The organism is Spirosoma radiotolerans (assembly GCF_000974425.1).
Classification (GTDB): Bacteria; Bacteroidota; Bacteroidia; order Cytophagales; family Spirosomataceae; genus Spirosoma; species Spirosoma radiotolerans.
In genome coordinates this window covers 1881501-1907257 of sequence record NZ_CP010429.1, presented here as the reverse complement: position 1 = coordinate 1907257, position 25757 = coordinate 1881501, and the positions used below count along the sequence as shown (strand labels likewise).

Sequence of the window (25757 nt, the reverse complement as noted above, 5' to 3'; positions counted from 1 at the left end):
TGATAACTGAAAACAGGCTAGCAAAGCCATTCTGACAGACTAGACAATGAGAAAAGTAAATCTTCTATTTATTGGTTTGTGCCTGATTGCCTGCTCGACTCAGGAACGGGACAACATCGATAACGGTAGCGCAGCCGGTACGGGCGATGATGAAGTCGCCAAACGCGTCAGTGGAACTTGGCTACTCAGCACCGATTACCATTATCAGGAGCGCTGCAATTACCTGCCTGAGGAATTCGTCCGGAATCTGTTTCAATTGGGCGAAAACGTAGAACTGGCCAAATACAGCGAGCTTAACAGTTGTGAATTGCGGTGGGGTCCCAACAAAGTTGGTTTTTACCTGGAAAGCAATAAACCTTTCGAGTCTACATTCCAGTCGGAATATTTCTTCGATAAGCTTTTTCAGCCAGAGGCAAAAAAAGCAGCAGATGAAAACACGCCAGCCAAACCGACTATTTACGGACCGCAACCTCAGGGGACAAACGCCGAATTGCCGGCCAGTACCACAACGACTAGTGCCAAACAGGACTCTGCCCGCGGCAATGATCCATCGGGGCCCATCGATGGCATAACCGATCCGACTCCGCCCATTGCCAGTCCAGCGAAGAATACGGCTACGGGTGTGGCGGTTGAGAATGTAGGCGATAAAGCGATCTGGGAGCCCGGCAAAAAAGCGCTTCACGTTCTATATAATAACCACGTATTCAGCGTTGTCGCCCAAACGCCGGGGGGCGATGCAAAAGCGAAACAGGGAGCGATCGGTCTGGCTAAGCTGGTGACGCATAGCCTGGATGATGATACCGATTAAGAACTCCCGTACTACCTCCTATTGAACCAACCTACACGAGCCATGAACGAGGAGCTAAAAATAATGTATGGGCTATTAGCTTTATTACTAGCCTCGGGATTGTTGACTTACCTAACAAGAAATTTAAACCCGACTCCTGTGAATGAGGCCATCGGCAAGAAAAAACACAACAAAAAACGCCGGCCTAAGTCCGAACTTCAACTACTCCGCGACCAGGATACTCCGCTTTTTCGGCAGGAAGGCCCCAGCCCCCTACGCCCGAACGCTACAAAGAGCATCCTATAACCTAATACTTGTGTGGACTAAGCCAGAGCCTGGCCCACACAAGTCCCAACTTCCCCATATCCTCATTTATCGAAAGAGCAGCGCCCCACTGCTCGCGTAAAGATGTTTCGCCAAGTAAACTAGCTTACCGCCACCTATCTCTTAGAAACCAGAATAACAACTCAGTATTCAATCCTTAAAAGTCTCATTGTATGCTACTTACAGGAGTACTTGTGATCTCAGCCATTTTTTTCGGCTGGTTATTCGCCGGGTCGGCCAGTATGCGTCTGGGCTTAACAACCCCGCGAGCCGATGCGCTTTCAATGGGGACAGAGGCCCATCATGCGGCTCATGCCGAACACGAACCGCAAAGCCGGTGGCGGAAATACCTGTTCTCCGAGGACCATAAAACCATTGCCCGGCAATACCTGATTACGGGGATTTTCTGGGCGGTTATTGGTCTGAGCTTATCCGTTTTTTTCCGACTTCAACTGGGGTTTTCGTCCATGAAGCTGGACTTCCTGCGTCCGATTCTGGGCAACTGGATCAATGAGGCCGGTAAACTGGATCAGGATTTTTACCTCTCGCTGGTTACCATGCACGGCACCATCATGGTGTTCTTTGTTCTGACAGCCGGATTGAGCGGTACGTTTTCGAACTTTCTTATTCCGTTGCAGATCGGTGCCCGCGACATGGCGTCGGGCTTTCTCAACATGCTCTCCTACTGGTTTTTCTTCCTGGCCAGCCTGATCATGTTCTCGTCCCTATTTGTTCGAACGGGGCCAGCAGCTGGCGGCTGGGTCATTTACCCGCCCCTGAGTGCCATACCGGAGGCCCATCCGGGTTCAGGAGTTGGCATGACGCTATGGCTCATTAGCATGGCATTCTTTATCATCTCTCAGCTACTGGGCGGCATCAACTACATCACCACCGTTATCAATTTGCGCACGCGGGGTATGTCGTTCAGCAAACTACCCTTAACGATCTGGTCCTTTTTTCTAACGGCGGTACTGGGCTTGATTTCCTTCCCCGTTCTACTTTCTGCCGTACTGCTGCTCATTTTCGACCGGCACTTTGGCACCAGCTTTTATCTATCCGAAATTTATATCAAAGGTGAAGCCCTGCCTAATGTAGGTGGAAGCCCCATCTTGTTTCAGCATTTATTCTGGTTCCTGGGTCACCCGGAGGTATATATTGTGATTATGCCCGCACTGGGTATCACGTCCGAAATTATTGCGACGAACGCCCGCAAGCCGATTTTTGGCTACCGAGCCATGATTGCCTCGTTGATGGGCATTGCGTTCCTGTCGTTTATCGTGTGGGGTCACCACATGTTTGTGTCGGGTATGAATCCTTTTTTAGGTTCTGTGTTCATGTTCCTGACGCTAATCATTGCCGTTCCGTCGGCGGTTAAAGCGTTCAATTACATCACCACGCTCTGGAAAGGCAACATCCGGTTTACAACGGCCATGATGTTTTCTATCGGGCTGGTTTCTTTCTTCATTTCAGGCGGTCTAACGGGTATTATTCTAGGCAATTCGACGCTGGACATTCCGCTGCACGACACCTATTTTGTGGTGGCTCACTTTCACCTGGTTATGGGCGCTGCTGCGGCATTCGGGCTTTTGGCCGGGGTCTATCATTGGTTCCCCAAGATGTTTGGCCGGGTGATGAACGAGCGGTTGGGCAACATCCATTTCTGGTTAACCTTCATTGGCGTCTATCTCACATTTTTTCCGATGCACTACCTGGGCATTGCGGGTTTCCCAAGGCGGTATTATGCCTTTACGAGCTATGACTTCATGAAGGGTAACTTCTCGGGCATGAACACCTTCATTACCATTGCGGCCATTATGACGTTCGCGGGCCAGTGGATTTTCCTGTGGAATTTCTTCTATAGCATGTTTAAAGGTAAAAAGGCAACGCAAAACCCGTGGCGGTCGAACACGCTGGAATGGACGACGCCTATCCACCCCGGACACGGCAATTGGCCCGGCGAGCTGCCCGCCGTTTATCGGTGGCCGTATGACTACAGCAAACCGAACGCCGTGGAAGATTTTATCCCGCAAAACGTACCCTTCTCCCAAACGCCAGAGTCCAATTTACCGCACGAAACGGAACAGGTTGAACTGGAAAAAGTCATTGAAGCCCAGAACCTCAACGATCAGTTTAAGCAACCGCATTAAGGTAGCAATCAGGCTACCAGACATAGCTGGTGGCCTGATTGATTCATCAACTTAATTTAAAAAATCATGACAACGCAGGACGCCGAGTACACCAACAACAAGCCAGACGCCAAAAATGGCCCTACCCCTGGCGACCCCAGAGAAGCGGACATGGCTGAAGAAAGCGAGTCGTATGTGGGAAGCCATGCCGACAATTACGACCCGGAAAACACATCTGACCCTGACGGCCCGCGCGATAAGCCCAGCGGAGAAAATACCAAAAACAACGGGGCCAATGGCGGTGGTTTATGGACAAGTGGTGGTCAGGTAACAACCGGATCAGGTCTTAATGATCCGGGCGAACCAAGACCGCAGGGCGGTGATCCGGGCTGAGGGCGCTTCGGGTTAATCACTCCGTGGGCCGTGAGGAAACGGCCCACCTACCCAGAAGGTTATTGCGGAGGCATGTGAGGACTATGGAGGCACAGCCCCTGGAGTAGGGTATTTCGTTAATTACTTCGTGGGCCGTGTCCTCACGGTCCACTCATCCGGATGGTTAGCCCGCTTGTGACGCTTGTGAGGACACAGTTCTCGAAGTAGACCTTATTTATTATACGCTAAATTGTAGAGGAGGCAAGCTGACCGTTTCCCACCAGTATGTACGTACTTCCTGAAAATAGGCAATCCATTCTTCATAACTGCCGGGCTTAGTCAGGTACGAGGAGACCCCTAGTTTATAAGCGTGCATAATATCATAACTGCTCGTGGATGAGCTAAGCATGACAATCGGGATTTGATTCAACGGAGCAGGCATCTCTTTTATAGCCCGGAGCAACGCCCATCCATTCTCCCGCTTCGGTACATACAAATCCTGTATAATTAGTTTGGGTAGCTCCCACTCCTGAGTTTGCCACTCTTTCAGCCAATCAAGTGCTTCGTCCGTAGTGGCAGCCCGTACGGCCGTCACTTCAGAAAGGCACGCTTGCATGGCTTTCTTTATGAGGAGCCAATGGTCATCACTATCGTCGATGACCAGTACTTTGGCCTGGCTAAAGTTTGCCTTAATTCGGGCTTGATCGCTTTTACTTTTCATATGTTTGAAGGGAGATATTCACCGGGTATAGACAGAACTAATCTACTTATTCAATGGATTATAAAATTACCTTATTCTAGTCAAAAAATTTGACCTGCCCGCTCTTTTTCTATTGATTTAACGCTTGTCGTTGAGACAAATAAGTATATCTTTTCTTACCAAAGCGATAACCAACCGCATTCTCATTCAATTTTTACCCATGACATCTGGTAGAAGGCCCATCCTGGCAGTTATATCGGTATTGTTATGCAACGGGCCCAGCGCTGGATGCCCGTCAAAACCTATTAAGGGACTGCCCCCTGTAAAATTACCTGAATTAGGTAACGGCCTCTAGGCCTATCGTAAAACAAACACAATTAGACACTATACCCAGATTTACACAGTAAAGGCGTTTCCAATTGGAAACGCCTTTACTGTGTGCCGAAACTTCAGCCAAGACCTCTTTCTTAGCTATAAGGAGGCTTGCCGATGTCGACTTTCCCATCACGATTGCGGTTCGGATGAGTCGTTGTGGCCTCATCGTCATCCAGTTCATCGTCAGATGGTGCCGTGTCCATACCGCTGAGCGGAGTATCTTCGGGTAAGCTGTTGCCGGGTAAGGTCGTTGATTTATCGGAGCGGTCGCCTAAACCCGCAGGCGAAACGGCCTGTTTGGCCCGAATGATCGCTTCTTTATCTTCGTCTTCCATACTGATACGTGTTGAGTAATTAACTGTATGTTTTCATCCGTTTAACGAATAGGCTCGCAGAAGGTTTAGTAGTCTTTCTGACTAAATAAGGCGCATGGAAATGTTTACTGATAATTGAATGTGAATACTATCAGGGGATCACTGAAACAATTTCTAACTTTTTAACAACATCTGATAATTTCTATAAATACTTGAGAAACATAATTATATACATCTGTATGTAATTTAAACAAGCCTCTATATAATGTATCAGCCTGTTGCCAAAGTGGATACGAAGCGAAAAGCGTTTATCCTGGTCATTAAGGATAATCCCGATCAATGGTTTATTAGTCAATGGGCGCTTTTACAGCGTTTTCCAGAAGTGTAGGCCGTCTGGATGCCCGATGCAACCCAGGCAATTTATTACTTAGAGAACTGCCTACAGGAACACAAGACATTACCCCGGCTGATTCTGCCGGACCTGTATCTGCCTTACCGCACAACGGGCTGGAACTTACCTCTAACTTTTAAAACCCATCATTTACCCAGAGATATCCGTTGTTATGTTAAGCTACTCCAGCGATCCTGCTGACATTCGGGACTCATATCTATATCGTAGTGACTCTTACATTGTCAAGCTCAACACCTACGAGGAATGGCTGGACTGTTTCGATGGGTTTTGCCATTATTAATGAGGTGCCGTCACCTTACCCAAACCCTCCTGAAAGCAACGGAGCCAACCAGGGAAAAGCCCGCAGCCAGGCCCGTTCCCTTACTCTTTCCAGCGACAGAGAACAGTAGCCATGAGCAGGCCGTTGCTCTTGAGAAACAGCAATTATTTCAAAATCAATACTCAAACAAACGTTATGAAAACCAAGTCAATGGCTTTCGGCCTGTTCGTATCTCTGTCTCTCGCAACGGCATCGCTGGCGCAGCAGACCAATTCAACGATGACCGCGGGCTCGACCACTACGGTGGGTAAGGAAAGTACCTCGTCGTTCGACAGTCAAAACAAGAAAGGGGCGGCCGCTGTAGCCGCCGTGAAGGCCAGCCCCGAGAAACTCTCCGGTGCCGATCAGGACCTGATGTTACAGGTGGCCAAAGGGGGCGTTATGCAGTTAGAAGCCAGCAAGCTGGCCGTACAACAAGCCACTAACCCCGAAATCAAGCTTCTGGCACAGGCCGAAGTAGACGAACAAACTGGCTTGTCGGCTAAACTCCAGGAAATTGCCAGTGCGAAAGGCATGACGCTGCCCACAGGACCGGATGCCGAAACGCAGACGATGCTGAGTAAGTTACAGAGTGCGACGGGGATGTCTTTCGACCGCCTGTACCTGACCGAGAGTGGTGTTAAAGGCCACGAGAAACTCGACATCGTTATGTCAACTGTTCAGTCGAGCGCATCGGACGCCAGCCTGAAAGCCGTTGCCAAAGCGGCTCATCCTCTGATAAAAACCCACCTGAAAGTGGCTCGGCAAATTGTCGACAAATTATAATCTGTACTAATGCCGAAAGCTGGTTCGACTCTTATAAGAGTCGAACCAGCTTTCGTCGTTTTAAGCAGTAAATGTAGTTGCGTTCAGGCCATTAGGCAGACAAATAGCGTTAACAGCCCAACGCACTTAATTACCATCTAGCGTATAAATCAACATTGGGAATCGGTTGAACGGTTATGAGTAGCAGAGGTTAGTTTTCCGTATGTTCCTCCCCTGTCTGGTGGTCTATTAGCAGAGTTGTATCGCATTGGCGAATGACGACCTCAGAGCGGAGAATTGATGTTCTACCTGCCACCAGCCCAGGCCCGGCGGCACCAATGACTCAACGGGTTTGCCAGCCGCCAGCCCCTGAAGCATAGACACCAGCGCCGTTGGTTCGGGATGACCACTGCTCACATTAAATACGCCGGGCTCGTGCTTGTTTTCCCGGCGGGTAAGCAGGCAGTGCCAATCATACAAGCCCATTAAAGCCCAGCACGTTACCGCCCGAACATCAACACCAAGTGCTTTTGCCTGCTGCGCCTGTTGCCAGATTTCGCCCAGCCACCGCATCTGCTCCTCTTCTCTGTCGCCCAGGTGAGCCTCCGTAACGACCATCGGAATACCATAGCGTTGCCAGGCTTCCAGCAGCAATCCGCCAAGGCCAGTGCGCTGGTTTGGTGCGCCCCGTACCACCTCCGTATCAATGTAGCGATGACGACCGTTGCCTCCACATATATGAGGAGGATATTTATGCACCCGATGGTCGAGGTAGCGCTCACTGGTTACGTAGTGATTAACCCCAATCAACGAGGGGGGACAGGCGTGTTCGACCAGAAACCACAGGTCACGTTCGCTTGCACCGGACCGGCACAGATAGTCCCACAAAGGGTGCTCTGGCGTTACCCGGCCACAGAGCAAATCCCAACTCAGCCATCGGCGTTCATTTTCCAGTTCAGCCTGGTAGTTTAGTAGAGGTGTGCTGTGTGTCTTCCCTAAGTCGTCGGTTTGAATGAGTTGAGCATCGGGCCTGACCTTTCTGATCTCAGCCATAGCCAGAACTGTAGCCCGGCACTCGTTAAGTAATAAATCGACAAACACCCGGCTGGAATAGCCATGCGGATACCAATGACCATAAAGTCCCCCAAAGCGAGCGGTGGTAAGTGGTTCGTTGACGGGCGTATAGGCATCTATCCAGGGGTATCGCTCCGCAACACGCCCTGCGTAGCGGGCTAGTTCGCTGGCAAAAGCGGGGTTGTCGTACGTAGCATATCGAGGGCCGCAACCGTGATGCACCAGACCAACAATGGGCTGAATACCTACCTGCTGCAACCGGTTCAATCGCTCGTCAGGCCAGCTCCAGTCCAGCTCATCAGGGTGGTTGGGAGCCGTTCGTTCCCACAAAACGGGGTAACGCAGGGCACTAATGCCCAGGCTGGCAATTAAGTCTATATCCTGCGGTCGCTGATGATGGCCGCTTCGAATTACCTGGTCCTGATAGTCATCACCGACCCGGTTTACGGTACACTCCAGGCCGCCCCACAACGCCAATTTGGTTTGTTGAACCTTGTTTTTCGGCCATCGACTTATAGTACGATTACTCATTGTAATGATTGCCCGGCTGAAGCCCATTCAGGCTAGGAGTCCGTTCATTGATTAGATATGTTCAACACGGGTCTGCTTCGCTACGTCTTACCCGTTCGTATCCTTGTGAGGCAATGGCCCTTGTCCCGGATCACCAATAAATGTTTAAGGAATAAAGCAGGGTTGGCAAGCCGAAACGTGCAGTGCATTCTGCCGGTAGTAGCCTGCTTCCTCAGAAAGACAACAGACTAACTATCATAACATTACACCACAAAAGAAGCCTATAAGCTGTCCCGTTCGTGGCGTTCCATAGTATCCAGCACGTTTTCAGGCCGTACATCCTTGGCTAGTTCAGCTATTTCCGGGTCGTGGGCAGCCGGAATATCCATCTTCTTGGCTATCTCGGTTACCAGCGTTACCAGCCGTGTGATTTCATGTTCGGCCAGCAAACTTACCTGCAAGTCCAGATCAGCACGTTTGTCGGCCAGCGCGGCCATTCGGTTTTGACTAATGAGGACAAATGTGGAGAGAAAAATTGCTTCTACCGAGGCCGCCATAGCCAGCACGACCAACGACGGATCGAACGGCTTCAGCCCCAGCCAGCCTAGGTTCCAGGCAATCCAGCCGCCAAACAGCAGGATATGAATCCAGACAAAGCGTAAACTGCCCGCAAAATCCGTGACCGTATCGGCCAGTTTATCAGATAAGATCTTCCTTGCCTTCTCCTGCTGTCGGCGTGCCAACAGGGCCTTGATGTTACGCTCGACAATACCGGCCATGTGCGAACTTACTTGCCGATTAGGGTGATCACGGTCCGTTTCCATCGATCAGATCGATTTAATGATTTATCACCACCGGGTTTCAACTCAGTGGTGATAAAGTCTGGTAAGCAATACATTTCCAGACTACTCAACCGTGAGTAGACCAGTCCAGTACCCGGCAAATAAGGGAATGGGCCAATAGTCGGCCGTTACCTTATTTGAACACCGCTTTATGGCACAGACCAGCCAGCGGCTGGTTATGACAAGTACGCGCATTGAAAAACTATCTCTGAGCGATAAAACAGATAGCCTTATGAAACCGATTCCAACCAAAGTCCATGGTTTGCTGGACTATACGACAGGGGCCCTCTTTATGGCATCACCCTGGCTGTTTGACTTTGCCGACAACGATAAGGCTCGCCAGGTAGCACTCGGTACGGGCGTTGCCGTATTGGGCTTATCGGCCTTTACCGATTACGAAGCTGGGGTAGTTAAAAAAGTACCCATGACGACACACCTAACCGTCGATACGCTAAGTGGCCTTCTGGTGGCGGCTTCGCCTTGGCTCCTGGGTTTCGCTAAACGCATCGTCTGGCCACATCTTGCCTTTGGCATTCTTGAGGTAGGGGCAGGTTTGCTAACTCAGCCCAAGCCTACATCCCAAAAATTAATCTAGGCTTACCAGAAGGTGACCGCTACCTCATTTCTATCCCAATTTACCAGCCCGGAAAGTACGGTTGCTGTTCATCGGCTAGCGGTTCCATACAAACAGCCGCGTCCCTAATCAACGTAATAACCAATAGACCCCTTACTCAAACATTATGTTCTATCACGACAAGAAACTACAGTATAATGTACGGGTTGACAAACCAAACCCGCAGTTTGCACGCGCCCTTCAGCAAGCCATTGGCGGCATTGAAGGAGAGATTCGGGTATGTTTACAGTATCTTTTTCAGGCATGGAACTCGCGTGGTCCCGTGCGCTACCGCGATATGCTGTTAGACACAGGCACCGAAGAGATTGCCCACATTGAGATGCTGGCTACCGCTGTGTCCCTCAATCTGGAAGGCGCGTCGAGTAGCGTGATTGACACGATTGTTGGGAACGACCCGATCATGGAGAAAATCGTTGGTGGTGGCGACCCACGGCATTTTTTGTCGGGTGGTCTGGGTGCCCTGGCGTCGGATGCCAACGGTGTCCCCTTCAATGGCTCCTGGGTAGTGAGTTCGGGAAATATTGCCGCTGACATGTATGCCAACGTTATGGCCGAAGCAACGGGCCGTACCCTGGCAACACGCCTGTATGAATTGACGGATGACGCTGGGATGAAAGACATGCTGTCTTTCCTGATTGCCCGCGACACCATGCACCAGCAACAATGGCTAGCCGTTTTGGAAGAGTTGGGCAACGGCGATGCTCGTAATGTGCTGCCAATTCCAAACAGCTTCCCCCAAAACCTGGAAAATCAGGAGTTCAACTATGCCTTTGTAAACACGAATATTGATCCCGCAGAGCCAACCGTTGGCGTTAATCGCCGGTGGACCCATGGCCCATCGCTGGATGGCCGGAGCGAGTTTCGGGAGGTGAAAGCGCAGCCGATGGGTGGCGAACCAATGTTAGGTCCACCAACACCCGCGGGCCATGCGCAGACAGAACAAATGGAAGGAGCAGGCCAAAAAAGCTAAGCGGTTCTTTTTAAAATAAGACAAGGTCCACTCGTTTGCCTTACAGCGAACGGGTGGACCTTGTCTTATTTTTATGGCTAACTGTAACCGACATTACGCAAACGTGCCGAAGCCATCGGTAGCTGAACCACTCTTGAGCGTTAGTTTTTTAACGCTTCCAAGCCACTTAACGGCGGGCGTTTTATATGACTTTTTGGGCAATGAATTTACGGAGGGTGTTGTTTTCCTAGCCATTTTTGGCACAATTAAAAGTTGTTAACTATGTTTGAAGTCATCATTTTCACTCCATTGCGTTCATTGAACGACTACTTTCAGCGACTTTTGCTGCTGGCTATCTGCACTGGAAAGTTTAAGGAGGTAAATCCCTTTGGCTAAGGGTGATTGAGCAACGACCGAAACCAAATTCGGATCTCCTGTTTTCGTGACCGTTACGGGCAGTTCAACCCCGGCCTGGGTAAACAGGCGAACGGTTGCCGACTGGGCCTTCAGCATCGAGAGCATAAAGCTATCTCCTGTGGTTGCATTCGGATACACTTTGGCTTGTATGTCCTGATCTGCGGTATACCGAACGGCCACAATTTGGGAATACGTAAACGATCCATCTACATCGTTCTGTTTCAGGCGATAGTAATACAGCTGCCCTGGCTGAACATCCTGATCAGTAAACTCATAGGTAGACGCCTGGTTGGTGGTGGCATTCCCTTTTATAGTACCAATTACCTCGAATGATTTAGCGTTGGTGCTTTTCTGAACGTCGAACCCGGCATTGATAGACTCCCATTCGGTTACCCAATTCAGTTTTACTCCATTCGGTTTAGCGGCTCCGGAGAACGAAACGAGTTTAACGGGCAGAGGCCCGCTATACACCTGTTGGGTGGTACACGTGCTAGCGCCCTGTGCAGACGTGCTTCCAGTCATTACCAGACTACCACTACTGCAGGGCAAGACAACGGTGGCAGTCGGGAATACCTGATTCGCTCCACTGGGCATGGCGTTAAAGGAACCATTGCAGTTTGCGATAACAACCGGGCTGTCGGAGTAACAGACGTTTACGGTCGTATTACCGACGGTGAACGTGTATCGTACCAACTTAACAGAAGCCCCTGACTGATTGATGGTCACGGTGGGCTTAAATAGAAAGGTACAATTGCCAGCGCCATCCGTTGACTGATAGGTGAGTGTATAACTCGTTGTAACGGCGCATTGAGCCTGCTGGGCTAAACTTTCTTTACATACGAATAAGGCAAAAAATAGTAACAGTTTTCTCATTATAGCTTGGGGTTGAATAAAAATTAAAGGATTCTGTCGAGGCTCCTGCGTTACGCCTGTCGATTAGTTCTGGTACGTGCCATTCAGTATACCTGGACCAGTCTGCTACTTACACCCACAAATCAGAAAAATTGCGAGTATATCTCCAGAATTTTATCCCTTAAAATATATACAATTATTTTGAAAGTGTAAATATAAATGAATCCATTAGAACTTATCAACATGTTATGTGATTAAAAGGACGCATCTGACTGCACATGGCGGATCCATTAGCCGTGTCGGCGTGCATTTATTGAACTGAAAAACAGGGAGTTGATTAATTAAACGAGTGAAAAAGTGTGTTCCATCGTTTCTAAGTAACCACAGGAAAGATGTACTGAAATTGGTGCTTAGGTCACTAGGACACTGATCCAGAGCAATTCAGTTCGCCCGGAAAATCAGGTTGGCAAATGTCCGTTAATTCAGTTTGGTGAAAGCCAGCAGTAGCTGATCCCCCTTTGCGGTTGCCGAAACCCGGTACGGCTGCTGACTCAGTTGCAGGTCAAACGCCTGCGTACTGCCTTCCTCAATGCCTTCCCGGCAATGACGAAGCAGCGTTTCGGCGTCAGGAAACGCATGGGTTAAGGACTGGCCAACTAGCTGCGATGCGGGCTGGCCAATGACCTGTTCTAAGGCCGAATTAGCCTGCACGATCTGAAAGTCAACAATCCGGACGGGGGCTCCCCTATCTGACCAAAGGGGCTCGACAACAGCTACTCCTGTCGGAATATAGTCCAGAACGGCATCCAGTAGCCGAGCCTGCTGATTAACTTTTTCCTGGGCTTTTTTGATCGCTGTCGTATCATTATAGGTAACCATAATACCTTCTGGTATGGGGACAATCTTCCCTTCCCGCCAGATGTCATACTCAGGATAATAGTGTTCTACCTGAATGATCTGGTTTGTTTCGCAAGCCCGCACATATTGCTTGAAAAGACCATTGATGCTCGTTGCCGGATACATTTCCCAGATGGTACGGCCCACCACATCGTCGCGTTGATAGCCCGTCATTCGCAGGCCGGCTTCATTTACCATCATCAATCGGAAATCGCTGATCTGGCCATGTTCGTCGCGGATAGCGTTAAAAATGGATATTCCATTGACTGATTCATCGAAGACCAGTTGCATTGTATCGGTCATTGCTGCCTCACCAACCTCCATTTTCGTTTCCGTAATGTCCGCGAACGTAATCAGGAGATTTTTTTCCAACCGCACAACGGATACGGCTAACCAGATAAGCTTCGCCTGAGGAGGACGAAAATAATGAACCTCAAACTGAGCCGATTGTCCTGTATCCAATACCTGCCGGTAGGTTTCCAGTAAGTTTTTTTCGGCCAGATGAGGAAAGGCATCAGCGAACGACTGACCTAATGCTTCAACCGCGGGACAATCCAGTTCCTGCTCGGCCACAGCGTTTATCATCGTCATGTACAGATCGATTATCTGGCCATTAGACCCTCGGATCGCCTGAAGAATCAGCACCCCGTTAGGCGACGCCATCATTACGCTTTGCAATAACTCTGTTGAATGCAGATTCGTCCGGTTCATTTTGTTAGGTCAAGGGTTCATTTTGTTTAAGCAAATATAAACATTATCAAAGATTTTCTATAGCGCCAAACAAAACACCAAACTACTGTATGTCAGTATCTTAAACAGGCTATATAACCTGCTCTGTGTCATTAAAACAACAGGCCTTGGCTTCTATTTGCGTATATAAACGATAGTATAACGCTTAGCAAGTGAGCTATATCAACGGCACGCTCAACCGAGAAGCAAATTAGTAAATTTGTCTATCATCATATAATAGCTCGTTAACGGGTAATTTCTGATCGGTTTACGCTACTTTTAGGCAGTCATCTAACCGCACAGCTTCCTCGACTCCTATGCCTTATACGTTTATCGTTGTTTTTCTTCTCTACCTGACCATACCCGCTACTGGACAACCCGTTCAGCCCGATACCTCCTTCCGGCAGGTAGCCCGAAATCAAGCCATAACGACTTACGAGCAAACGCTTTACGAGCAGGCTCATATTTACGAAGGCAACGAATATATTGCACACGACCACCGCATAAAAATTCATCCCTTTTATCGAATCGATAGCCTTCAGGTGGGCACTATTTTTTACAACGGGGTACATTACAATCGAGTCCAGATGCTGTATGACATCGTTCGCGACGAACTGGCCGTCCAGCCCCCAGGCGGTGGGTATCGGCTTCGGGTGCGAAACGACTACGTGACGGCCTTTTCGCTGGGGGGCTATCAGTTTTCACGCATCGTTGGCGATAGCGCAGCAGGTGTGCCAACGGGCTTTTATGAAGTGCTGTACAATGGTCGGACCAAAGCGCTGTCACATCGGGTAAAAACCATTCACGAGGATATTTCGAGTGGCTCCTATCGGGCAGATTATGTACAAAAAGACCGCTTTTACATCCTAAAGGAAGGCCTGTATCATGAAGTAAAAAGTAAGCGTTCGTTGCTCAACCTGTTCCCTGACCAGGCTAAAAACCTGCGTAAATACATTCGGGCCAACAAGTTGAAGTTTACCGACGATCAGCGTGAAGTAGCCGTTACGCAGGTGACAAAACGTTATGAAGAACTAACCAAGTAATTATGGCTCAACATTACCGCACCTATCTCTTCTTTCTCGGCCTGCTTTGTTGCCTGACAACCGTATCAGGACAGGCCTTACCCGAAAAACCCATCAGTGGCGATTTTTCAAACCTGCGCTTTAGCCAATTTGTTGAGCGAATTGAAGCCCAGACTGCCTATCGTTTTTTCTACAACCCGGCTGATACCGACAGCCTTTCGGTCGATATGCGGATTGAGAAGCAAACCGTCCGGTCCGTCCTTCAGCAGCTTTTCAATGGCACGAAATATTCGTTTGCCATTGATAACCAACAACGCGTTTACATCACAACAACCCGGCCCATTCGCACCGAGTTGCCCATTGGCTTCTTTGTGCGGGGGCGCTCGGATGCGGGCGTCGATTCAACGTACCTGATGGAGAGCCAGGTAAAACGAGTAGAGCCCGAAGCGAAAGTATACGAAATCGGCAAGCGCACCAATCCGATCAGGCCGGGGCGATCGACGCTCTCGGGCTATGTGCGTAATGTATCTTCCGGCGAGCCAATTGTGGGGGCAGCCGTCTATCTGGACAATCCACGGATTGGCACCGTTTCCGACCAGTTTGGCTTTTATTCCATCACGCTACCACGCGGACGGCACGAGCTGAAACTGCGTAGCATCGGCCTTAAGGACACCCGGCGCCGGATTATCCTGTATGCCGATGGCAAGTTTGATATGGATATGGAAGACGATGTGATTGCCCTGAAAGAAGTGGTGATTGAGGCCGAAAAAGACAAAAACATCTCGGGCCTTCAAATGGGTCAGGAACGGGTCGACATCAAAAGCATCAAACAAGTCCCAACGGCGCTGGGCGAGGCCGATCTGCTCCGGGTTATTCAGACGCTGCCGGGCGTCAAAACGGTGGGCGAAAGCTCGACCGGGCTTAACGTGCGCGGGGGTGCTACGGATCAGAACCTGATTTTATACAACGATGCAACGATCTATAACTCGTCGCACTTGTTCGGCTTTTTCTCGGCCTTCAACCCCGACATGATCAAGAGCGCCGAGCTCTACAAAAGCGCCATTCCATCGCGGTTTGGGGGTCGGTTGTCGTCGGTGCTGGATGTGCAGACGCGGGATGGCAACAAAAAGAAGTTTGTCGGATCGGGGGGAATTGGCCTGCTCACGGGCCGACTGACGCTGGAAGGGCCCCTGCTTAAAGACAAAACATCGTTCATTGCGGGGGTTCGGTCCTCCTACTCCGACTGGTTGCTCAAACAACTGCAAAACGCGTCTTTTCAGAAAAGCCAGGCGCAGTTTTATGACGTCAATCTGCACATTACACACGATTTTAATGAGAAAAATACGATCTACCTGACCGGCTACTTAAGTCAGGATCGGTTTAAACTCAATAGCGATACCGCCTATCGGTATCAGAACCAGACCGCAACCCTGAAATGGAAACACATTATCACGAACAAACTCTATAGTGTCTTTACGGGAAGCTACAGCGGCTATAAATACGATGTATCGAGTGATAAGAATCCGGTCAATGCTTATAAGCTGGCTTTTTCCATTAAGCAGTCGCAGGCAAAAGCAGACTTTAACTATTACCCAACCAACCAGCATGCCGTTGATTTTGGGGTCAGTGCTACCCATTATAAAATTTCCCCCGGCACGTTCGGTCCCAATGGGGGTGAATCGTTGATTTTGCCCGATGTAGTACCCACGGAGCAGGGACTGGAAAGTGCAATATACCTTGGCGACCGTTTCGATATTAACCCAAAGCTATCGATCAGCGCCGGACTGCGCTATTCGCTGTATTCGTATTTAGGACCGGGGTCGGTATACCAATACGCGTCGGGTTTTCCAAAATCGGTGAATACCATCGTCGACACCCTTTCGTATGGCAACAACAAAGCCATTTCAACGTACCACGGGCCGGAGTATCGGCTGGCCATCCGGTATTCACTATCAAACACGGCTTCTGTGAAAGCGAGCTTCAACCGGACCCGGCAGTACATTCAGATGCTATCGAACACAACGGTTATTTCGCCGACGGACATCTGGAAACTGAGCGACCCAAATATCAAGCCGCAGGTAGGCGATCAATATGCGGTGGGTATCTATAAAAACAACCGCAATAACACCATTGAACTGTCAGTCGAAGCGTACTACAAAACCCTTCAGAATCTACTCGATTACCGGAGTGGTGCCACACTGATCCTGAACCACCACATCGAAACGGATGTCGTGCAGGCCGAAGGCAAAGCCTACGGTATCGAGTTTCTGGTCAAGAAAATGACCGGCAAACTGAACGGCTGGTTGAGCTACACCTACGCCCGAACACTCCTGCGTACCAATGGGCTCAATAACAGCGAGAACATTAATCAGGGCAATTTTTACCCCAGCAGCTACGACAAGCCGCACGACTTCACGATGATCAGCAATTACAAGATAAACCGTCGGTTTAGCCTGTCGCTGAATTTCACCTACAGCACCGGGCGACCCATTACCCTTCCGGTTGGCAAGTACATACTCGACAATTCGGCCCGGCTGCTTTATTCAGAACGCAATCAGTATCGAATTCCGGACTATTACCGCGCCGATATCGCCATGAATATTGAGGGCAATCATAAAGTAAAAAAGCTGGCCCACAGTTCCTGGACTGTTTCGGTCTATAATCTGCTGGGTCGGCACAATGCGTATTCGGTGTATTTTAAAGCCGAAAATGGCCGCATCAACGGCTATCAGCTATCCATTTTTGGCAACCCTATCCCATCCATCACGTATAACTTCAGATTTTGAGAAGATTATTCTTTTTTAGTGGGGTTGGGTTCTTAAACCCGGCTCAGCGAGGTTTCTTAAAACCTCGTTTATTCCCTATTAATAGGTTTCTCAAAACCTAACGGGGTCAGGTTTAAGAACCTGACCTCACCGAAAAAGAATGACACAATGATTAACGCTTTACACGTATGAAAAACGCAGCTATAAAAATCTTTACCTGGTGGCTCATCCTGCTCGTTGGCGGGTGCGTAGATCCCTACCGTCCACCCGAAATTACATCGCCGGGTAGTTATCTGGTGATGAACGGATTCTTCAACAGTGCAGCGGGCGCTACATCGACGATTCAGTTATCCCGCTCCCAGAACCTGACGGATACCAAAGCCCCGACCGTGGAAACGAAGGCCACCGTGACAATCGAAAGCCAGAGTAAAGCTACCTTTCCCCTGACAGAAGGTACGGCGGGTACCTATACCCTGTCGGGGGTAACGCCCCAAGCGGGGGAGACGTACCGCCTGCACGTGCGAACGGCCAAAGGGGTGGAGTACTACTCGGACTATGTACCGGTGATTCAGACGCCCCCCATCGACAGTGTGAGCTGGCGGATAGAAAACAACGGCGTACAGATCAATGTGAATACCCATGATCCAACCAACAATACACATTATTACCGCTGGGAGTACGACGAAACCTGGGAGTACTTTACGCCTTACTATTCAACGCTGGAGTTGAAGAATAACCAAATTGTTGACCGCCCGTTCAGCGTCAATCAATGCTGGCGCAGCGGCAGTTCCACCAACATCATGACCACCTCCACAACGCGGCTTAGCCAGGATGTTGTGAGCCAGTTCCCATTGGTCTTTGTCTCGAGTAATTCGAACAAGCTGAGCGTCAAATACAGCATTCTTGTCAGGCAGTTTGCCCTGAGCCAGCCGGGATTCGACTATTATGATCAACTGGCTAAGATAACGCAGAACATCGGCTCTATTTTCGACCCTCAGCCCTCGCAGATTACGGGAAACCTACACTGCACCACCAACCCAAACGAACTGGCGCTGGGCTTCTTCCGGGTAGGAACGGTGGAAACCAAACGAATTTTTATTACTTATACTGACGTGCCATTCCGTACGGTCACGGGCTACGACGGCTGTGTGATCGATACCTTTACGCAGGCTGATATCATAAAATTTCAGTCTACTCCAATCAAAAAATATGGTGAGACTAGTAGATACCTGGTCTCCTCTGAGTTTTGCGTGGATTGTCGCTTACTGGGCGGTGTACTGACAAGACCTGATTTCTGGAAATAATTACCCATTGCCGAACAAGCCTTCTTATGCCGACGTCTCTACTGCGCATCTTCTTTTACCTGCTCCTGGTCAGCAGTTTGCGAACCTTTGGTCAGGCACCGCCATCGGTCAGTACACTCACGCAGCCATTTGACACCTACCGGCGGCAGGCGCTTCAGGAAAAGCTGTTTGTGCATACCGACCAGGCCTTTTACCTTACGGGTGAGACGATGTGGTTTAAGGTGTATTATGTCGATGGTACACGCCACCAGCCCCTCGATGTCAGCAAAGTGACTTATGTCGAAGTGCTCGACAAGGAGCACAAGGCCGTGCTGCAAACGAAAGTAGCGCTCAGTACGGGGGGAGGAAATGGCACCTTGTTTCTGCCCTCCTCGCTCAGTTCCGGGACCTACCTCCTGCGTGCCTACACGAGCTGGATGAAGAATTTCAGCCCCGGCTTTTTCTTCGAAAAGACCCTTACGCTCGTCAATCCGTTTAAGCCGCTGGGACTGCCCCTACTCCGGGAAACGCCCGACTACGACATTCAGTTTTTCCCCGAAGGGGGCCATCTGGTACAGGACCTTCCCGGTAATGTGGCGTTTAAGGTTGCCGATGCATCGGGCCATGGAGTGGCCGTTCGGGGGTGGCTGCTGAACGAGCGAAATGATACCCTGGCGAAGTTCTCACCTCACAAGTTTGGTATTGGAAAATTTGCCTTTACGCCACTGGCCAACACCCGTTATCGGGTCATGATGACCGACGAAAAAGGGCGAATGATGACCCGACCGCTCCCTATAGTAGACACCCAGGGCTACACTATGCGACTCGAGGAAACGGCAAACGATCAGGTAAAAATAACGGTCAATACCAATCTGGATGGAGCCTCCTCTGTGTATCTGTTTGCGCATACCCGAAACGAAATTAAAGCCGCCGAACAACGGCCAATCCAACGCGAAACCACATTCCTGGTCGATAAAAAGGCGTTGGGAGAAGGCGTCTCCCACCTGACTATTTTCGACGCCGACCGCAAGCCCGTTTGTGAGCGTTTGTATTTCAAACGCCCCACTACGTCTCTGACGATTGGCCTCAAACCTGACCAGAAACAGTATGCCTCCCGCACCAAAGTAACCCTGGATGCTCTTGTCGAAGCGTCGGCCGCTCAGTCGAAACAGGCTGCGTTGTCGGTATCCGTTTATCGGCTCGACTCCCTGGCGGGTATGGATTCGGGTAATATCCTGAGTTATTTATGGATGACCTCTGATTTGCAGGGACAAATTGAATCGGCCGACTATTATCTACAGACCGAAACGGCCGAGGTTGCTCAGGCAACCGATAATCTGATGCTCACCCACGGGTGGCGCCGGTTCCGGTGGAACGACATTCTCGGCAGCCAAACCACAACGGCATCCAAACGATCATTTATTCCCGAACATAATGGATTACTCATTCAGGGAACTGTAACAGACCCCGCATCGGGCAGGCCCATGCCAAACGTGATAACCTATCTGTCAGCGCCCGGTAAACCACTTCGGCTGTATGTATCCAGAAGTAATGCCGACGGGCAAATCCGTTTTGAGATGCAGGATTTCTACGGACCAAAAAACGTTCTGGTACAAACTAATCCAAAGGATAGCCTTCTGAAACTAACGATAGCGAATCCGTTCTCGGCCTCCGTATCGACCACGCATTTGCCGGAACTGTCCGTCATGGAGTCGCAAGCCGATCAGCTCCTGAACCGCAGTGTGGCCATGCAGGTACAGGCTACGTACGGGGGCGACCAGGCCATCCGGTACCGATACCCAATAGTAGACAGTTCCGCGTTTTATGGAAAACCCGTAGAATCCTATGCCCTGGATGCGTATACGCGTTTTCCCAGAATGGAAGAGGTCTTGCGGGAGTATGTGCTGGGCGTAATGCCCCGAAAAAAACAGGGCCATTTCCGGCTCTATGTTCCCAATGAACCGTATCGGACTTTTTTCGAAGACCCATCGCTGGTGCTGCTGGATGGCGTTCCTCAATTTGACATGGATAAAATTATTGATTTCAGCCCCCTGAAAATCAAGCAGATCGATGTTATCACGAATCACTATTTTATTGGCCCGGCTTTGTTTCCGGGGGTTATCAGTTTCATGTCCTACAAAGGTGATCTGGCGGGTTTCCCGATAAGCCCCAGTGTACTCAGGCTGGATTACGACGGCTTGCAGCTCCAACGGGAGTTTTATTCGCCCCGCTACGAGACAGACAAACAAATCAGCAGCCGACTACCCGACGCCCGGACGTTGTTGTACTGGAACCCTGACTTTAAAACCGATGCGCAGGGTAAAGGCCGTATTCAGTTTTACACCTCCGATCAGGCGGGGACCTATGTAGTGGAGGTAAATGGCCTGACTACCGATGGCCAGGCTGGTAGCCAGCGTGTGCTGTTCGATGTAAAAAATAGCCCGAAGTAAGTGAGTATAGGCCGTCGCTTGGCACTCTTTCACCACATACGACGGACCGTTCATTTGCTCTTTTGCTATTTCATGAGATCCATTTTCTTCGCTGGCCTGCTACTGGCTCTGGGACTGAATACGCTGACGATTTCCTCCGCCCAGCCTCGATCAGCGTTGACTGGGCAGCAACCCGCGCCCAGCACCGCCCGGCCCTGGACGTACTGGTGGTGGATGGGCAATGCCGTGAACGAAGCCGATATTACGCACCAGCTCGAACAGTTTGCGCAGGCCGGCATCGGGGGCGTTCACATCATCCCGATTTATGGGGTAAAAGGATACGAGAACCAGTTTATCCCGTTTCTGACGGATCGCTGGCTGGCCGTGTTTGCGCATACTGTCCGCGAAGGAAAACGGCTGAATATGGGTGTTGACCTGACGACTGGAACCGGCTGGCCTTTTGGCGGGCCTGGTGTCTCAACCGATATGGCCGCTAAACAGTGGGTGCTGGAAAAGGGCAAATTGACCGCGACACTAACCAAGCAGCAGGTAAAACGACCCGCACCGGGCGGACAGGGCCTGGTCATTGATTACTTCAGCAAACAGGCCCTGGAACAGTACCTCCGCCGGTTCGATTCGACTCTGGCTCATTTGCCCGAAAAACCCCGATCCGTTTATAATGACTCCTACGAAGTATACGGGGCCAACTGGACGGATAATTTTCTGACCGAATTCAGGACCCGGCGCGGCTACGACCTCAACAGCCAGCTGGCCGCTTTTTTAGATACCACACAAACGGCAATCAGTCAACTCGTTCACCAGGACTACCACCAGACGCTGGCCGAATTACTGCTCGACGGCTTTGCCAAACCTTGGGCCAACTGGGCGCACAAAGCAGGCTACAAAACCCGGAATCAGGCGCATGGCTCGCCCGGCAACCTGATCGACCTGTACGCAGCCGCCGATATCCCCGAAACGGAATCGTTTGGCTCCAGCCGATTTCCAATTCCTGGACTGCGCGTGGATGCCAACTACGAGGTCGACCGGTTTGGTACACCCAACCCGCTGGCCATGAAATTTGCTTCGTCGGCGGCTCACCTACTGGGCAAACCGCTGGTCAGTTCAGAAACCGGCACTTGGCTGGCCAACCATTTTCAGGTGTCGCTGTCGCAGGTAAAGCCACAGGTAGACGAGTTGTTCGCGTCCGGTGTCAACCACGTTTTTTATCACGGCATACCCTATTCGCCCCCCGCCGAAACCTGGCCCGGCTGGCTATTTTATGCATCGACCAACTACGGTCCTACGTCGCATTTTTGGCCACACCTCCCTTTGCTGAATCAATACATCGAACGCTGTCAGACGCGGCTGCAAATAAGCAAACCCGACAACGACGTACTGGTTTATTTTCCCATCCACGATTTATGGGCCACACCCGCCAAATCGGCGGGCGGGATCCATCAACTGGAAGTTCACCATGTGGAACGCTGGTTATTACCTCAGCCCTTTGGCCGGTTGTGCGAGCAACTGGGAGAGCAGGGCTACGCCTTTGATTATGTTTCCGACGCCTTACTCAATAGCCTGACGGCCAGCCAGCATGGCGTTCGTAGTCCCAGTGGGGCAACGTATCAGATTATTCTGGTGCCTCGAGTTACATACATCCCCGAAACTTCACTACGGCAACTGGCAAAACTGGCTCAACAGGGTGTACGCATTGTTTTCGATGGGCAATTACCCCAGCAGGCAGCCGGTTTCCATAATCATCTGGCGCGGTCGGCAAAGGTGCATCAATTGGGCAAAATGCTTCAAAAGCTACATTCGGTAGTGGTTAGTCCAAATGTCTTCGAAACGATGAAACGCCTGAACATTCGGGTTGAAAGTTGGGCAGCCGAGGGGTTATCATTTATTCGTAAACGACAAAGCAACGGTCACTCGACAGACACGACCCAATATTTTATTACGAATCTAAGTGATCGCTTCCATCAAAACTGGCTTACGCTCTCGGCGACGGGTCAGGTAATTCGGTATAATCCGCTAACGAATCAGCAGGAACCCATGCCTATTCGGAAAGGTGAAAATGGGCAAAATGAAGTGTTTTTACAGCTTGAGCCAGGTGAGTCCTGCTTTATCAATGTACATTCGGGCACACCCGTTTATATTGATGTGGCTGGACAACAACGGCTCGTTTCGCAGTCAACGACACCGGCTATTCCGTTGCAGAATCCTTGGCAAGTACAATTCGAGAGGGCGCGCCCAGCATTGGCGCGTCCTGCTAAAGAGCAACCGGATTTAGGCCTAGCAGCCCCGATGTCGAACCTGGTTTCCTGGACGACGCGTTCAGATTCAGCAGGTTATTTTTCAGGGACGGCCCGTTATACGACCACCTTCGATTTGCCCAATGGGGTCACCGCATCGAGGTATGTGCTCGATCTGGGTGATGTGCGCGAAGTCGCCGACGTTCGGCTAAACGGCCAACCGGTAGGAACAGCCTGGTGCCTTCCTTTTCGGCTGTCTATCCCCGCGAATCGACTGAAAGCAAGCGGCAATCAATTGGATGTTGCCGTTACAAATCTGTCAGCCAATTATATGCGACTTTACGACCGGCAGCATCCTGATTGGAAAAAGTTTTATGATATCAACATTGTCGACATTCGGTATAAGCCATTCGATGCCACAACGTGGGATGCGCTGCCTTCAGGTCTGCTTGGCCCGGTAACCTTGACGCCAGAAGTAAGATAAGTAGTTAACGAAAAAATGGCTAGCAGGCTATAGTCATTAGCCCTTCATAAAACGCACAAGTACGACTTCGAGTAGCATGAACGCCAGAGCGGCTAACAGAAAATATTTCCACAGGCTTTTACCCAGGTTCTCCTGCTCCAACACCTGCACGAAATCGCCGTCCTGAATGCTGTCAAACACTTCAACATTCGGTTGATTGGCGAATACTTTGCGCAATTCGTCAGCCGAATAAAAATTCATTGCGGACTCCTGGTTGCCGTGGTTAAAGGCCAGTAAACGTTCGGTCTTGTCATTTAGGCGTAACTCGTAATAACCGGCTTCTACTTCCTGCCCGGCGGCTAGTTCATTACTTTTTGGCATTTCAAGCTGGAGCTGATTGCCAACAATTCGCTGTATAGGGATAATTTCCAGTTTATCATGCTTCAATTTATAAACAGCGCGCTCCGACGGATTGATAACGGGAATGGTGATCAGGTTATCATCGAACGAATAGGCCGTTCGTTGTGCCCGTACACTGAGCGCAGCCATTTTGTACATGATTGGTACAAACAAAGCGTGCTCAGCCAGATTACCGTACGCCGATGCAAGTGGACTAGCCAGTAAGTACACATTTCCCTGCGCCGTACCACCAATCACTTTTGACTGAGTCAATAACGGATTTCCGTCACGCAGGCTCAGCAGGCGTTCGCCAGCATTCCACCGCCAAACGGGTGCGGCTGACGGCATGTTCAGCGGCTCTGACTGATAGCTCTGCTGGAATACATCGCGGAAGAACGGATTTCGTCGGTCGGGGTCAGCTACGGGTAAGGTGGTCGGTGCAGCGCCCGCTGTGGCCGTTCCCTGCACACTGCCTACGCCCAGTGTTTGTAAGAAAGGGCCGTATGAATTGACATTCGGGTTTGTGGGGGGGATAATGGCCAAACTTCCACCCTGCCGAACAAATCGCTCCAGTTCCGTACGAAGTGTACCCGCCACGTCGGCAACCCCTTCCATGACAACCAGATCCGTTTCCTTAAGCTGGCCCACATCGAAGTTTTGTACACTGAAATTCCGCCGGACAAACAGGCTATCGTTGGAATAAACCGCATCGACATAATCGGCCGTACGGTCTGACGGACCCGACTTTTGTTCATATAAATGCAGCACCCGAACCGCCGGAGACGCTTCAATGACAAAGAAATACTGGTTATCGAAGGTGATGGGATAGTCTTCAAAAACGATACGTCCCCGGTGGTATCCTTTTGATGTTACGTTGAAATTAAGCGAGACCGTAGCCGTACCATCGGGGTCGATTGTGGCCGAAGCCGTTGATGTTTGTGTATCGTCCAGATACAACCGTACGGCCAAATTCTTCACATTCTCCCGGCCTGCATTATTTAACTTCACATTGAGGCTGTTATTCTGCATCTCGCGAATGAAGGGCGTCGATAACCATACGGAATCAACATAGACGTTCTTTGTGGGTTGTGCATCGAGGGGCACAATGAACAGCCGGTCTGTTGTATCGATCTTGAGCCTTGACAAATCGCCTGCGGTGCTTTTCTGAAAATCAGAGAACCAGAAAAGTTGATTACGCCCACTGGGGTTCAGCGAACTCAGCAAATTCCGCTGCCGACGATAGACTGTTTCGAGGGTGCGGGGCGTGTGAGCAAACCGGATGGATGTTACACGGTCACGAACCGATTCGGCCGTTCCGGCCTGCTGCTCGGCCGCCGAAAAGTCGTTGGTTAATAACTGAAGCGAAGTCGCATTCCGAAAGAGCGTCAGCAGTTCATCCAGTTTACTGGTAGCAATATCGAGGTAGCGTTTTGTGTTCCGCTCATTCTGCATGCTGAACGAATTATCTACATATAGACTCGTTACTCCCTGTCGGGACAGGCCAAGTTTATTTTTGCTGGGAATAAATGGCTGAGCAAATGCCAATACCAAAAACGCCAGGAACAAACACCGACAGGCCAGAATGAGCCAGTGTTTTAGCCGGCGAAACGATTTGGTTTCGGTTTGTACCGTCCGAAGCAAAGCTACATTGGTAAAAAATACCCGCCGGGTTCGCCGAAAATTAAACAGGTGAATGGCAATCGGAACCGATACCGCCAGCAGACCAAACAGGAAAGAAGGATAGAGAAAATTCATTCAGGGTATTTT

Annotated in this window: 20 protein-coding genes; 12 read left to right on the top strand and 8 right to left on the bottom strand. The window is 50.3% G+C overall.

Going from position 1 to position 25757, the window contains the following annotated elements; all coding sequences use genetic code 11:
• Positions 1-46 precede the first annotated feature (46 nt).
• The 3 genes from SD10_RS07545 to SD10_RS07530 all read left to right on the top strand — a co-directional run bounded on the left by SD10_RS07545 (position 47) and on the right by SD10_RS07530 (position 3630).
• Positions 47-808, top strand: coding sequence for a hypothetical protein (locus SD10_RS07545; protein WP_046376380.1), 762 nt, complete (start codon positions 47-49; stop codon positions 806-808).
• A gap of 587 nt (positions 809-1395) precedes the next feature.
• A complete protein-coding gene (locus tag SD10_RS07535; protein WP_046579192.1) occupies positions 1396-3258 on the top strand; it encodes a cytochrome c oxidase subunit I in 1863 nt (620 codons plus the stop codon).
• A 66-nt stretch (positions 3259-3324) separates the two neighbouring features.
• Positions 3325-3630 (top strand): hypothetical protein, encoded by a 306-nt coding sequence (locus tag SD10_RS07530; protein ID WP_052731110.1) that lies wholly within the window; start codon positions 3325-3327, stop codon positions 3628-3630.
• A 217-nt stretch (positions 3631-3847) separates the two neighbouring features.
• On the opposite strand, the gene SD10_RS07525 is transcribed toward SD10_RS07530, so the two are convergent.
• Both SD10_RS07525 and SD10_RS07520 read right to left on the bottom strand, forming a co-directional pair.
• Entirely contained in the window at positions 3848-4330 is a 483-nt protein-coding gene (locus SD10_RS07525; RefSeq protein WP_046376378.1) for a response regulator, read from the bottom strand.
• Between the two features lie 446 nt (positions 4331-4776).
• Positions 4777-5019 (bottom strand): hypothetical protein, encoded by a 243-nt coding sequence (locus tag SD10_RS07520; RefSeq protein ID WP_046376377.1) that lies wholly within the window; start codon positions 5017-5019, stop codon positions 4777-4779.
• A gap of 244 nt (positions 5020-5263) precedes the next feature.
• On the opposite strand from SD10_RS07520, the gene SD10_RS30225 reads away from it, so the two are divergent.
• Both SD10_RS30225 and SD10_RS07515 read left to right on the top strand, forming a co-directional pair.
• Positions 5264-5386 (top strand): hypothetical protein, encoded by a 123-nt coding sequence (locus tag SD10_RS30225; RefSeq protein WP_262507401.1) that lies wholly within the window; start codon positions 5264-5266, stop codon positions 5384-5386.
• Positions 5387-5864: 478 nt separating this feature from the next.
• Positions 5865-6494, top strand: coding sequence for a DUF4142 domain-containing protein (locus tag SD10_RS07515; protein WP_046376376.1), 630 nt, complete (start codon positions 5865-5867; stop codon positions 6492-6494).
• Positions 6495-6722: 228 nt separating this feature from the next.
• Here SD10_RS07515 and SD10_RS07510 read toward each other — a convergent pair whose 3' ends face one another.
• Together SD10_RS07510 and SD10_RS07505 are read right to left on the bottom strand one after the other, a co-directional pair.
• Complete coding sequence (locus SD10_RS07510; RefSeq protein WP_046579188.1) at positions 6723-8078, bottom strand: family 1 glycosylhydrolase; 1356 nt, start codon at positions 8076-8078, stop codon at positions 6723-6725.
• Positions 8079-8338: 260 nt separating this feature from the next.
• On the bottom strand, positions 8339-8881 hold the full coding sequence (locus SD10_RS07505; RefSeq protein WP_046376375.1) for a DUF1003 domain-containing protein: 543 nt from the start codon (positions 8879-8881) through the stop codon (positions 8339-8341).
• 169 nt (positions 8882-9050) lie between these two features.
• Between SD10_RS07505 and SD10_RS07500 the strand changes: the two genes are divergently transcribed.
• Both SD10_RS07500 and SD10_RS07495 read left to right on the top strand, forming a co-directional pair.
• A complete protein-coding gene (locus SD10_RS07500; RefSeq protein ID WP_227699167.1) occupies positions 9051-9494 on the top strand; it encodes an SPW repeat domain-containing protein in 444 nt (147 codons plus the stop codon).
• Positions 9495-9639: 145 nt separating this feature from the next.
• Positions 9640-10503 carry a manganese catalase family protein gene (locus tag SD10_RS07495; RefSeq protein WP_046376374.1) on the top strand — a complete coding sequence of 288 codons (864 nt, stop codon included), beginning with the start codon at positions 9640-9642 and terminating at the stop codon, positions 10501-10503.
• A gap of 93 nt (positions 10504-10596) precedes the next feature.
• On the opposite strand, the gene SD10_RS29810 is transcribed toward SD10_RS07495, so the two are convergent.
• The 3 genes from SD10_RS29810 to SD10_RS07485 all read right to left on the bottom strand — a co-directional run bounded on the left by SD10_RS29810 (position 10597) and on the right by SD10_RS07485 (position 13359).
• Entirely contained in the window at positions 10597-10737 is a 141-nt protein-coding gene (locus tag SD10_RS29810; protein ID WP_169750810.1) for a hypothetical protein, read from the bottom strand.
• A gap of 60 nt (positions 10738-10797) precedes the next feature.
• Positions 10798-11772, bottom strand: coding sequence for a T9SS type A sorting domain-containing protein (locus SD10_RS28630; RefSeq protein WP_052731109.1), 975 nt, complete (start codon positions 11770-11772; stop codon positions 10798-10800).
• Positions 11773-12228: 456 nt separating this feature from the next.
• Positions 12229-13359 (bottom strand): PAS domain-containing protein, encoded by a 1131-nt coding sequence (locus SD10_RS07485; protein ID WP_046376373.1) that lies wholly within the window; start codon positions 13357-13359, stop codon positions 12229-12231.
• Positions 13360-13694: 335 nt separating this feature from the next.
• Between SD10_RS07485 and SD10_RS07480 the strand changes: the two genes are divergently transcribed.
• The 5 genes from SD10_RS07480 to SD10_RS07460 all read left to right on the top strand — a co-directional run bounded on the left by SD10_RS07480 (position 13695) and on the right by SD10_RS07460 (position 23612).
• Positions 13695-14420, top strand: a complete 726-nt coding sequence (locus SD10_RS07480) for a hypothetical protein (protein WP_046376372.1) — start codon at positions 13695-13697, stop codon at positions 14418-14420.
• A 2-nt stretch (positions 14421-14422) separates the two neighbouring features.
• A complete protein-coding gene (locus SD10_RS07475) occupies positions 14423-17185 on the top strand; it encodes a TonB-dependent receptor (RefSeq protein WP_046376371.1) in 2763 nt (920 codons plus the stop codon).
• A 167-nt stretch (positions 17186-17352) separates the two neighbouring features.
• Positions 17353-18468 carry a DUF4249 domain-containing protein gene (locus tag SD10_RS07470; RefSeq protein WP_046376370.1) on the top strand — a complete coding sequence of 372 codons (1116 nt, stop codon included), beginning with the start codon at positions 17353-17355 and terminating at the stop codon, positions 18466-18468.
• Positions 18469-18494: 26 nt separating this feature from the next.
• Positions 18495-20897 (top strand): hypothetical protein, encoded by a 2403-nt coding sequence (locus SD10_RS07465; RefSeq protein ID WP_046376369.1) that lies wholly within the window; start codon positions 18495-18497, stop codon positions 20895-20897.
• Positions 20898-20969: 72 nt separating this feature from the next.
• Positions 20970-23612: a glycosyl hydrolase gene (locus tag SD10_RS07460; protein WP_046376368.1), complete on the top strand. Its 2643-nt coding sequence runs from the start codon at positions 20970-20972 to the stop codon at positions 23610-23612.
• Positions 23613-23648: 36 nt separating this feature from the next.
• Here SD10_RS07460 and SD10_RS07455 read toward each other — a convergent pair whose 3' ends face one another.
• Entirely contained in the window at positions 23649-25745 is a 2097-nt protein-coding gene (locus tag SD10_RS07455) for a BatA domain-containing protein (protein ID WP_046376367.1), read from the bottom strand.
• Positions 25746-25757: the final 12 nt, after the last annotated feature.